At 74.5% G+C, this 11,717-nt stretch carries 8 protein-coding genes; 5 read left to right on the top strand and 3 right to left on the bottom strand.

The annotated features are described in order from the left end of the window. Window positions 1–6: 6 nt before the first annotated feature. Complete coding sequence (locus tag HD596_RS38050) at window positions 7–663, top strand: response regulator transcription factor (RefSeq protein ID WP_185074310.1); 657 nt, start codon at window positions 7–9, stop codon at window positions 661–663. A 2-nt stretch (window positions 664–665) separates the two neighbouring features. Next, complete coding sequence (locus HD596_RS38045) at window positions 666–1,826, top strand: sensor histidine kinase (protein WP_221519694.1); 1,161 nt, start codon at window positions 666–668, stop codon at window positions 1,824–1,826. Here the strand turns inward: HD596_RS38045 and HD596_RS38040 are convergent, their stop codons facing one another. Together HD596_RS38040 and HD596_RS38035 are read right to left on the bottom strand one after the other, a co-directional pair. Continuing rightward, window positions 1,827–4,664, bottom strand: coding sequence for an NACHT domain-containing protein (locus HD596_RS38040; protein WP_185074308.1), 2,838 nt, complete (start codon window positions 4,662–4,664; stop codon window positions 1,827–1,829). A 74-nt stretch (window positions 4,665–4,738) separates the two neighbouring features. After that, the gene (locus HD596_RS38035; RefSeq protein ID WP_185074307.1) at window positions 4,739–6,604 is read right to left on the bottom strand and encodes a propionyl-CoA synthetase; all 1,866 of its coding nucleotides are present in this window, start codon (window positions 6,602–6,604) and stop codon (window positions 4,739–4,741) included. 45 nt (window positions 6,605–6,649) lie between these two features. On the opposite strand from HD596_RS38035, the gene HD596_RS38030 reads away from it, so the two are divergent. The 3 genes from HD596_RS38030 to HD596_RS38020 are packed head-to-tail and all read left to right on the top strand — an operon-like array spanning window position 6,650 to window position 10,940. Next, the gene (locus HD596_RS38030) at window positions 6,650–7,288 is read left to right on the top strand and encodes a nucleotidyltransferase domain-containing protein (protein ID WP_313045923.1); all 639 of its coding nucleotides are present in this window, start codon (window positions 6,650–6,652) and stop codon (window positions 7,286–7,288) included. After that, window positions 7,285–8,034 carry a nucleotidyltransferase domain-containing protein gene (locus HD596_RS38025; protein WP_185074305.1) on the top strand — a complete coding sequence of 250 codons (750 nt, stop codon included), beginning with the start codon at window positions 7,285–7,287 and terminating at the stop codon, window positions 8,032–8,034. The genes HD596_RS38030 and HD596_RS38025 overlap by 4 nt, the downstream gene beginning before the upstream one ends. Then, on the top strand, window positions 8,016–10,940 hold the full coding sequence (locus HD596_RS38020) for a helix-turn-helix transcriptional regulator (protein ID WP_185074304.1): 2,925 nt from the start codon (window positions 8,016–8,018) through the stop codon (window positions 10,938–10,940). The genes HD596_RS38025 and HD596_RS38020 overlap by 19 nt, the downstream gene beginning before the upstream one ends. A 14-nt stretch (window positions 10,941–10,954) precedes the next feature. Here the strand turns inward: HD596_RS38020 and HD596_RS38015 are convergent, their stop codons facing one another. Then, window positions 10,955–11,716, bottom strand: coding sequence for an arylamine N-acetyltransferase family protein (locus tag HD596_RS38015; protein ID WP_185074303.1), 762 nt, complete (start codon window positions 11,714–11,716; stop codon window positions 10,955–10,957). Between the last annotated feature and the right edge of the window lies 1 nt (window position 11,717).

The raw sequence follows: 11,717 nt of genomic DNA, 5'->3' as shown, positions 1-11,717 counted from the left end.
GGCAGGGTGCGCGTTTTGGTCGCTGAGGATGAGCGGATGCTCGCCGACTCGATCGCCGAGGGGTTACGCGGGGAGGCGCTGGCCGTCGACGTCGCCTACGACGGGGACGCGGCGCTCGAACGGCTCGGCGTGCACGACTACGACGTGCTGATCCTCGACCGTGACCTGCCGCAGGTGCACGGCGACGAGGTGTGCAGGGCCGTGGTCGAGCGGGGCTGGCTGGTGCGGGTGCTCATGCTGACCGCCGCGAGCGACGTGCGCTCCCGGGTGGCGGGGTTGTCGCTGGGGGCCGACGACTACCTGCCCAAGCCGTTCGCGTTCGAGGAGCTGGTGGCCCGGGTGCACGCGCTCGGGCGGCGGGCCAGGCGGGCCGACCCGCCCATGCTGGAGCGCGCCGGGGTGCGCCTGGACTGGGCGCACCGGCAGGTGTTCAGGGAGGGCCGGTACGTGCCGCTGGCCCGCAAGGAGTTCGGCGTGCTGGCCGAGCTGCTGCGGGCCCAGGGAGCGGTGGTCTCGGCGGAGACGTTGCTGGAGAAGGTGTGGGACGAGCACATCGACCCGTTCACGAACACGGTCCGCACCACGATGATGAAGCTGCGCAAGAAGCTCGGCGAGCCGCAGGTCATCGAGACCGTGCCGGGATCGGGGTACCGCATCCCATGAGCATGCGCCTGCGTTTCGCCCTGGTCAGCGGGGGCGTGTTCTTCGTGGTCGCCGCCCTCGGCCTGGCCGCCGTCTACTTCGTCGTCCAGACGAGCCTGCAGTACCGGGCCTCCGTGTTCACCCCCGACGAGATCCGGGTGGAGCGGGACGGCTACAGCCTCTACTCCGCGCGCTACCAGGACGGGTACGAGATAGCCAGGGGGTTCGCGCTCAAGACGCACCTCACCTACCAGGACAGCGTCCTGGCCAACATGCGCACCGCCGGCGGGCTCGCGGTGCTCGCCGGCACCGGCGTGGCGTTCGGGATCGGCTGGCGGGCGGCGGGCATGGTGCTGCGCCCGCTCAGGAACGTCACCGACACCGCCCGCCGGGTCGCCCAGAGTCACAATCTGAGCGAGCGGATCGGCTACGACGGCCCCCAGGACGAGATCAAGGAGCTGACCGACGTCTACGACACCATGCTCGGCCGGCTGGCGCGCTCGTTCGACGGCCAGCGCAGGTTCGTCGCGAACGCCTCGCACGAGCTGCGCACCCCGCTCACGATCAACAGGACGCTCGTGGACGTGGCCGTGCGGCGGCCGGACGCGACCGAGGACGTCAAGCGGCTCGGCGAGTCGCTGCTGCTGGTCAACGCCCGCCACGAACGCCTGATCGACGGCCTGCTGGCGCTGACCGAGGGCGAGCAGGCGGTGCTGGACCGGCGGCCGTTCGACCTGGCGGACGTGGCCGAGCACGTGCTCGACCAGGCGGCGGCCGAGGCGGCCGAGCGTGAGGTGACCATGCACCGGCTGCTCGACCCCGCGCCGACGGCCGGCGAGGCGGTGCTGGTGGAGCGGCTGGTGCAGAACCTCGTGGAGAACGCCATCCGGCACAACCACGCCAAGGGCGAGGTGTGGGTGACCACGCGGCGGCGGGCCGATCGGGTGGAGCTGGTCGTGGCCAACTCGGGGCTGCAGGTGCCGTCGTACGAGATCGAGACGATCTTCGAGCCGTTCCGGCGGCTGCACGGCGACCGGCTGCGCTCGGACCGGGGCAGCGGGCTGGGGCTGTCGATCGTCCGGGTGATCACCGAGGCGCACGACGGCACGGTCACGGCCACGCCCAGGGACGAAGGCGGCCTGACCATCAGCGTGGAGCTGCCCGTCGCCGCCGGGACGTCCTGATCAGTCCAGGCCCTGGATCTCCCAGAGCGCCGTCTCCGGGACGCCCGCCTTGACGAGCTGCTCCCAGGTGCCCACCCGGTCGGCCGGGTCGGCGAGCATGGCGCGCAGCAGCGGCCTCAGCAGCGCGTGGTCGGCGCCGTCCTCGGTCCACATCGCGCCCAGGGCCCGGTGCATGGCCGGCGACCGGACGGCCACGGTCCGCACCAGCTCCTCCAGGATGGCCAGGCGGTCCCGGTACGGCAGGAAGCGGCCCTCCCCCAGCGCCGCGACCAGCAGGTCCAGCAGGCGCCGGTGCCGGGCCGAGTGGCCGGTGGCGACCGCGACGACGACGTCGCCCATGCCGCCGGTCTCAGTGCCGGTCCCGGGGCCGGTCCCGGTGCCGCCGAGCACGACGTCCTCCTGGCCGTCCTCGATCACGCGGTGCGCCGACAGGGCGTTCACCAGCCCGGTCCAGCCCTCGTGCCCGAGCTGCCCCTTCCACAGGTGGCTGAGCGAGGACCACTGCTCCAGGTGGTCGGGCCCGCGCAGGATCGACGACACGCGGACCGGCTGCTCGGACGCGCAGACGATGAGCAGGGTGAGGTTGGCCGAGTAGGCGGCCAGGCGGCGGGTCATCGTGTGGCGTACCGGCCGGAATCCGGTGAAGTGGCGGCGGGGCCGCTCGTGCAGCGACCGGCGCAGCAGCCCGGCCAGCAGCTCCACGCAGCGCTCGCGGACGGCGGAGGGCACCTCGTCCAGCAGCTCCAGGACGAACCCGACGGTCGGCCCGCGCTCGGCCAGGCACGAGTGTGACGTGACCGCGTACAGCAGGTCGTCGTCCACGGCCTGCACCAGCGCGAGCGGCTCGTCGCCGGCCAGGCGGCGGCGCCGGTCGAGGTCGCGCAGCGCGTACATGGTCAGCCAGGCCACCAGGAACTCGCCGAACGTGGCGTGCAGGAAGGCGTGGCCGTTCCTGCGCACGAAGAAGAAGCGCTCGGTGGCCTTGCGCGCCCAGTCGACGCGGGCCTCGTCATCGTCGAGGTCGTCCTCGCCGCCCTGGCAGAGGGCGGGCAGGTCGCGGTTGAGCGCCTCGTCGGTGATGACCTGGCGGCCGCGCGCCAGCATGGACAGGGCCACCGCGCCGAGCAGGACCAGCTCCTGGTCGATGGCCACCCGGCGCACGCCGCCGGTCTCGCGTTCGGTGTAGTCGCGCAGCAGCACCTCGTACAGGCGGGCGCGCCCGAGCGGCCCGTGGTCGCGCTGGAGGGCGTTGCTGCCCGCGTCGTAGAGGGCCAGCAGCAGCAGGAGCAGCGGCTGCCTGGCCATCTCGCCGTGGACGAGCGCCGCCTCGGCGGGCAGGGGCTTCAGGTCGCGGCGGGCGAGCAGGCCGCGGTTGCGCTGGTCCCAGATGTTCAGCCACTGCCGCACCTGGTCGTCGTCGAACGGCTGGAGCTGCAGCCCGAGCAGTCCCTTGGGGAACCTGATCCGGTCGGCCACCACCGTGCGGCTGGTCACGATCACCGCCACCGGGCGGCCCAGCTCCGCCTCCCCGGCCTGGAACTCCCGCACCCGTTCGAGGTAGTCGTGGCGGTCGGCCCCACCCTGGACCAGCTCGTCGAACCCGTCGAGGAGGATCACCGGCATCGCCCCGTCGGCGGCCGTCACCAGCCGGGCGTAGTCCACCTCCTCCCCCAGCACCGTGCCGAGGGCCTGTTCGACCTGCTCGGTGATGCTCGCCCGCGCGGACACCCCGGCCAGCTCGACCCGGATCGGCAGGAACTCCGACCTGGCCAGCCGCGCGGCGAGCACCTCGGTGAGCTTGGTCTTGCCCGAGCCGGGCTCGCCCAGCACGAGCAGGGGCGCCTGGGTGGCGCGCAGCGAGGTCAGGTGGCCCACCAGGAACGCCTCGGGGTCGGGCACCGGCCGCCGGTCCGCCCACCAGTCCAGCTGCGCGGGCGTGGCGTCCTGGGTCAGCTCGGCGACCCGGAAGCGGGGGCTGAGGTAGCCCTCGCCGAGCAGCGGGAGCCAGACGTCCTCGGGCAGCTTGCCGGCGTGCAGGAGGGGCTGGTCGAGCGCGTTGGCGGCCATCCTGGCCCGGTGGATCATCGGGCGGTCGCCCACCCGGGGCGGGGCCAGCTCGGCCAGCAGCCAGGCCACCCGCGACAGCGCCGTGGCGGGCGGCGGCTTCTCGGTGACGAGGCTGCGCACCCCGAACTCGTGGCTGTCGAGCGCCAGCGACCGGTAGTCCTCGTCGTAGATGCGCAGCGCGCGGGCGGGCGGGCCCTCGGCCAGCATGCGGGGCAGCAGGAGCTGGTCGTCGACCGTCAGCTCGTCCCAGACGCTCAGCCCGCCCACGTATCCGGCCATGGCCTCTGACATGCGCTGGTAGGCACGTTCCACGGCGAGGCGGGTCTCGGAGTAGGGCAGGTGCGGCTCGGGCGTGGGCAGCCGCTCCAGCAGCAGGCTCGCCACCAGCCGGGCGAAGCGCTCGGCGGTCGGCACGCCGTGCGAGATCTTGCCGCCGCGGTCGAGCTGGTCGAGCGTGAACGGCAGCTTCGCCTCGCCGAGCGCCTCGAAGTAGGCCGAGATGACGATCACCGCGTGTGCGGAGGCCAGCCGCTGGGTGCGGGTGAACCGGTCGACGCCGCTCTTCAGCTCGGGCATGCGCCGCACGACGTCCTCGCCGTAGCCGACGATGCTGTTGCGCATGTCGGCCAGGCCCGTCACGAGCTGCCCCGCCCCGGCCAGCGCCCAGCCGGTACGCGCCGCCGCCGCGGCGAACCCGACCACCTTGACGAGCCGGGCGTCCTTGCACCCGAGGATCCTCAGGGCGTCGGCGTAGCTGGGGGTCTCGATCATGTACCTTCTCCCGGGGACTGGGAGTCCCATCATGCGCTGTACGACCGGGTCTTTCGGCGGAAGTTACCGGGCCGTCATGTTCGCTTCACGGCCTCCTCGATCTCCGGCAGCGCCGCGGGATCCTCGATCGTGGAGGGCGTGGTGTACGGGTTGCCGTCGGCGATGTCCCGCATGGTCGCGCGCAGGATCTTGCCCGAACGCGTCTTCGGCAGCCGGCCCACCACGACGGCGCGGCGGAAGGCGGCGACGGGGCCGATGCGCTCGCGCACCAGGGCGGTCAGCTCGCGCTCGATCTCGGCCGGGTCCCGCTCGGCGCCCGCCTTCAGCACCACGAACCCGACGGGGAGCTGGCCCTTCAGCTCGTCGGCCACGCCGATCACCGCGCACTCGGCCACGTCGGGGTGGGCGGCGATGACCTCCTCCATCGCGCCGGTCGACAGGCGGTGCCCGGCGACGTTGATGACGTCGTCGATGCGGCCCATGACGTAGAGGTAGCCGTCGGCGTCCACGTGGCCGCCGTCGCCGGTGAGGTAGTGGCCGGGGTAGCGCTCCAGGTAGGAGCGGGTGAAGCGGGCCTCGTCGCGGTAGAGGGTGGGCAGCGCGCCGGGCGGGAGCGGCAGCTTGACCGTGACGGCGCCGTCCACGCCCGGCGGGCACTCCTCGCCGTCGGGGCCGAGGATGCGCACGTCCCAGCCGGGGACGGGCTTGGTGGGCGAGCCGGGCTTGAGCGGCAGCGGCTCGATGCCGACGCAGTTGGCGGCGATGGGCCAGCCGGTCTCGGTCTGCCACCAGTGGTCGATGACGGGGATGCCGAGCAGGTCGGAGGCCCAGTGGTAGGTGTCGGGGTCGAGGCGTTCGCCGGCGAGGAAGAGGTAACGCAGCCCCGACAGGTCCCACTTTTTCGCGAAAATGCCGGATGGATCCTCTTTCTTGATGGCCCTGATCGCGGTCGGCGCCGTGAACAGCGTGCGCACCCCGTACGTGGACACCACCCGCCAGAACGCGCCCGGGTCGGGGGTGCCGACCGGTTTGCCCTCGTACAGCACGCTCGTGCAGCCGGCCAGCAGCGGACCGTACACGATGTAGGAGTGCCCGACCACCCAGCCCACGTCGGAGGCCGCCCAGTAGACCTCGCCCGGGGCGGCGCCGTACACGTGGGACATGCTCCAGTGCAGCGCGACCGCGTGCCCGCCGTTGTCGCGCACCACGCCCTTGGGCAGGCCGGTGGTGCCCGAGGTGTAGAGGATGTAGAGCGGGTCGGTGGCGGCCACGCTGACGCAGCCGGCCGGCTCGGCGTCGCGCACCGCCCGCGCCCAGTCGAGGTCGCGGCCCTCGTCGAGCTCGGCCACGGCCTGCGGCCGCTGCAGGACGACGCACCTGGCGGGCCGGTGCTCGGCCTGCTCCAGCGCGGCGTCCAGCAGCGGCTTGTACGCCACCACCCGCGACGGCTCGATGCCGCAGGACGCCGAGAGCACCACCTTGGGCCTGGCGTGGTCGATCCGCACGGCCAGCTCCCTGGCCGCGAACCCGCCGAACACCACCGAGTGCACCGCCCCGAGCCGCGCGCAGGCCAGCATCGCGACCACGGCCTCCGGCACCATCGGCATGTAGATCACCACGGTGTCGCCCGCCGTCACGCCGAGGTCGCGCAGCAGGCCGGCCGTCCTGGCCACCTGGTCGAGCAGCTCGGCGTAGGTGTACGTGCGGGCCGCCCCGGTCACCGGGCTGTCGTGGATGAGCGCCGCCTGGTCGCCGCGCCCGGCCGCCACGTGCCGGTCGACCGCGTTGAAGCAGGTGTTGAGCCGCCCGTCGGGGAACCACCGGCCGCCGGCCGTCACGGTCGCCGGAGCCACGTCCCAGGAGATCCCCTGTGCCGCCTCGGACCAGAACTCGTCGGGTCGCCCGATGCTGCGCCGGTAAGCCTCGTCATAACCGCTCACTTATCGATCAGACCAGTCCCCGGGCCCATGGCGCAAGATATCCGGGTGACCGATGACATGATCCTTACTGTCGTCATGGGGTCGAGGGCGTACGGGCTCGAGACGGAAGCCTCCGACACCGACCGGCGGGGCGTCTTCGTGGCGCCGACGGCCGCGTTCTGGCGGCTGGAGAAACCGGCGACGCACCGGGACGGGCCGCTGCCCGAGCAGTTCTCGTGGGAGGTGGAGCGTTTCTGCGTCCTCGCCCTCGAGGCGAACCCCACCGCGCTGGAGTGCCTGTGGTCCCCCATGGTGGAGGCGATCACGCCTGCCGGGCGGCGGCTGCGCGAGCTGCGCCGGGCCTTCCTTTCGGAACGGGCGCGGCAGTCGTTCGCCGGGTACGCCGACTCGCAGTTCCGCCGGCTCGACCCGGACGCGCCCAAGTGGAAGCAGGCCATGCACATGATCCGGCTGCTGCTCAGCGGCCTGCACCTGATCCGCCACGGCGAACCCCTGGTCCAGGTGGGACCCTATCGGGACCGGCTGCTGGCGATCCGGCGCGGCGAGGTGCCGTGGGCGGCGGTGGACGCCTGGCGGGCCGAGCTGGCCGCCGAGGTGGACACGGCCGGCAGCGTGCTGCCCGGACGGCCGGACCGCGAGCGGGTGGAGGAGTTCCTGGTCGGCGTGCGGAAGGAGCACCTGTGAAGCTGCCCGGATGGCTGCCCGAGATCCCCGGCGAGCAGCCGTACCCGCTGGTGTTCTCGACGGTGAGCGGGGCGCACCTGTACGGGTTCCCCTCGATGGACTCGGACGTGGACCTGCGCGGCGTGCACGTGCTGCCGGTGGAGGAGGTGGCGGGGCTGCGGCACGGGCCGCAGACACTGGAGCGGATGTGGACGCGCGACGGCGTCGAGGTCGACCTGGTGACGCACGACCTGGCCAAGTTCTGCCGGTTACTGCTGGGGCGCAACGGCTATGTGCTGGAGCAGCTGCTGTCGCCGCTGGTCGTGACGTCGTCGCCGGTGCACGAGGAGCTGGTGGCGCTGGCCCCGGGCTGCCTGACGCGGCACCACGCCCACCACTACCTGGGGTTCGCGCGGACGCAGTGGCGGCTGTTCGCCAAGCGGCTGGAGCTCAAGCCGCTGCTCTACACCTTCCGCGTGCTGGCCACCGGGACGCACCTCATGCGGACCGGCGAGCTGGAGGCGGACCTGACGCGCCTGTACGCGTACGGGCCGGCGTACCTGCCGGACCTGGTCGCGGCCAAGGCGGAGGCCGAGCACGGGCGCGCGCCCTCCACCCTCGGCCTGGAGGCGGACGTGGAGCGGATGACTGCGGCGCTGGAGGCGGCGCGTGACTCCTCCGCCCTGCCCGAGCGGGCCACGGCGGAGGCGGCACTGCACGACCTGGTGGTGCGGGCGCGGGTGCGCGGGTGGGACTCCCTGACGTGACGTCGGCAGGCGGGGAACTAGCGGGCAGGGCGGACGCACCCGGGGGCGTCGGCGGGGACTTGGCGGGCAGGCCGGACGCGCTCGCGGGCGTCGGCGGGGACTTGGCGGGCAGGCCGGACGCGCTCGCGGGCGTCGGCCGGGAGCTGGTGGGCAGGGCGGACGCATTCGGGGTCGTCGGCGGGGTGCTGGCGGCGGGGTCGGGGTGCGTGGTGGTGGAGGGGCCGGCGGGCATCGGCAAGAGCCGCCTGCTGGAGGAGGCCGCGGCGCGGGCGCGGGCGCGCGGGACGGCGGTGGTGCTCGGCCGCGCCACCGAGCTGGACCGGGTGGCTCCCCTGTCCACCCTGCTGCGCGCGCTCACCTCCGGTGACGGACCGCTGGGCGCGGGGTTCGGGGACGCGGGGTTCGGGGACGCGGGGCTCGGGGACGCGGGGCTTGGGGGCGGCGGGTTCCGGGTGATCGAGCGGGTCGGCGAGGCGGTCGAGCGCTTCACCCGCTCCCGGCCGCTGGCGATCGTCCTGGACGACGTGCAATGGGCGGACGAGCTGACCTGCCTGGCGCTGCGGCAGCTCGTCCCGGGGCTGGCCGGGTCCCCCGTGGTGTGGCTGCTGGGCCGGCGGCCGCTGCCCGAGCAGGAGGCGATCGACCGGCTCATCGAGGAGGGCGCCCGGCGCGTGCCGCTGTCTCCGCTCGGCCCGGAGGAGGCGGCCGAACTGGGCGCGCGCCTGCTCGGCGCCGCGCCCGGCCCGTCGGTGCTGGAGCTGGTACGCGGCAGCGGCGGCAACCCGTTCCTGCTGGAGGAGGTGCTGACGGGGCTGCGCGCCGAGGGCCGGATTTCTGTGCGCGGCGGCGTGGCCGAGGTCGTGGCGGGCGGCGTAAAACCGGCCGTGGGCGTGGCGGGCCGCGCGGACCCGGTCGTGGAAGCGGCCGGCGGCGCGGACCCGGTCGTGGGTGCGGCAGGTGGCGGGGTGGAGTTGCCCGCTGGGTTCGTGGCGGCGGTCGAGAGGCGGCTGCGCGACCTGTCCGCCGAGGCGCGGCGGCTGCTGGAGGCGGCCTCCGTGCTGCGGCGGCCGTTCTCGGTGCACGAGGCGGCGGGGGTGCTGGGGGTGCCGGCGGGGGCGCTGTTCGGGCGCGTGGAGGAGGCCGTGGGGGCGGGCGCGCTCGTCGGTGAGGGGGATCGGCTGGCGTTCCGGCACGACCTCATCCGGGAGGCCGTCTACGGCGGGCTCGGGGCGCCCATCAGGACGGCGCTGCACCGGGAGGCGGCGTCCGTGCTGCGGGCCGAAGGCCGGCCGCCCGCCGAGCTGGCCGAGCACCTGAGGCACGGCGCCCGGCCGGGGGACGCGGCGGCGATCCGGGAGCTGCGGGCGGCGGCCGAGGAGATGACGGCCGCCGCCCCCTCGGCCGCCGCCGACCTGATGCTGCGCGCCCTCGAACTGGCCCGCCCCCGCGACACCGAGCACAGCACCGCGCCGCTGGTGGCGGGGGCCGTGCGGTTGCTGGCTTCGGCGGGGCGGCTGGGTGAGGCCAGGGAGCTCGCCGACGGCCTCGGCGTCCCGCTCACGGCGGCCGAGGAGGCGCAGGTCGCGCTCGGACTGGCCGAGGCGCTCAAGCACCTCGGCGACGACCGGGGCGTCATCCGGCGGACCGGCCGGGTGCTGGGCCGGTCGGGCGTGCCGGGGCGGGAGCGGGCGCGGCTGCTGGCCGTACGGGCCCACGCGCTGATGATGACGGGCGAGGTCGACGCGGCCGCGGAGGCGGCGGCCGGCGCGGTCGCGGAGGGCGAGGTGTTCGCGCAGGTGGTGGGGTTGCAGGCGCGATCCACCGTGGCGCTGTTCCGGGGCGACCTCGACGGCGCGCTGCGGCACGCCGAACGGTCGGTGGAGCTGGCCGACGCGGCGGGCGGCGAGGCGGCCCACCGGCATCCGCGGTTGTGGCTGGGCGCGGCGATGGTGGCGCTGGACCGGTTCGAGGAGGCCGAGAGCCTGTACGCCGTGGTCGAACGGGAGGCCGGACGGCTGGGCACGGCGTGGGCGCTGCCGCTGCTGCACCGGTTCAGGTCCGAGCTGCTGCTGGCCCGGGGGCGGCTCGACGACGCGGCGGCCGAGGCCGAGGCGGGGCTGCGGGTGGCCGGGCAGCTCTCGGCGATGGCGCTGGCCCCGGCGCTGCTCGGCGTGCTCGGCCATGTGGCGCTCCTGCGGGACGAGACGCAGGCGGCGCGTGAATACCTGGACCGGGGCCGCGAGCTGGCCGGGGATGGGCCCGGCCTGGTGGCCGAGGAGCTGCGGTGGCGGCGCGAGCTCCTCGACGAGGCGACGGCCCCGGGCGGCGCCCCGCGGCAAGGCCCGCCCTTCGGCTGGGCGACCGGCCCGGGTGGCGCCCCGCAGGAGGGCCCGTCCTTCGGCGGGGCGCTGGCGTACCTGATCGTTCAGGAGCCGTGGACGGCGGCGCGGTGGCGGAGGGATCCGCGGGTGGTCGCGTGCGCGCGGGACCTCGCCCGCCGCAACCCCGGCGTCACGTCCCTGGCGGCCGGGCTCGCGCATGCGGAGGGCAGGCTGGAGGAGGCCGTCGAGCTGTACCGGAACGCCCCGCGGCCGCTCGGGCTGGCGGCGGCCCTGGAGGACGCGGGGCGGCGGGAGGAGGCCCTGGAGGTCTACCGGTCGTGCGGGGCCGCGGCGGGCAGGGCGCGGCGAGAGGTGACCGGGCAGGGGTGGGCGGCGCTGACGGCCTCCGAGCTGCGCGTCGTCCGGCTCGTCGCCCGGGGCATGACGAACCGGGAGGCGGCGGCCGCCCTGTTCCTGTCGCCGCACACGATCGACAGCCACCTCCGCCACGCGTTCGCCAAGCTGGGAGTGAACAGCCGGGTGGAGCTGACCAGGCAGGTGCTCGCGCATGAGCCCGGCCGATGAGCCGGCCCGCGCGATCAGTCCCGGAGCCTCGGCAGCAGCTCGCGGGCGTCCTCCTCGGTGATCTCGATCCCGAGGCGCTCGCGCAGCCCCTCGGCCAGCTCCGCGGCCGTGCCCGCCGCCAGGTCCTCGGCGCGGAGGCGGGCGTCGGCCGTCGTGCGCTGAGCCAGCACGTGGCGGACGAACGGCGAGCGCGGGCTGTTGGCGACGTAGAAGTTGGCCACCTCGAAGTCGCTGGGATAGTGCGGCTCGTCCGGCCGGAACGCGTACAGCTCAGTCGGGCCCGCGTGCAGCACCCAGAAGTCGCCGTCGCGGCCCAGCCGCCACTCCCACGGGCCGGACCGCGCCGTCGCCCCGTCCTCGCAGGCGATCGGCACCACCAGCCCCTCCCCGCCGAAGCCCACGTCGGCCAGCCACGTGCGGCCGTCCGCCTCGACGGTGAGCGTGGCGTGCGAGCGCGGCAGGTGGCGGCGGCCCAGCCGGATCCTGGCCAGGTGCCGGGTAAGGACGAAGCCGAGGCGTTCGAGCGCGGCGGCGAACAGCAGGTTCTGCTCGTGGCAGTAGCCGCCGCGCCCGCCCGTGACGAGCTTGTCCTGGAGGCTGCCCACGTCGATGGCGATGCCCCGGCCGAGGACCACGTCGAGGTTCTCGAAGGGAATGGAGCGCACGTGCGCGAGGTGCAGCGCGCGCAGCGTCTCATATGTCGGCGCGAGCGGGCCGTCGTGTCCGATCCTGGCCAGGTACGCCTCGAGATCGAGCTTGTCGATGTCCCATGTCATA

Source organism: Nonomuraea jabiensis, from assembly GCF_014204795.1.
GTDB classification, from domain to species: domain Bacteria; phylum Actinomycetota; class Actinomycetes; order Streptosporangiales; family Streptosporangiaceae; genus Nonomuraea; species Nonomuraea jabiensis.
Note: the sequence above shows the minus strand (reverse complement) of the source record. Positions and strands in the feature narration are given on the sequence as shown.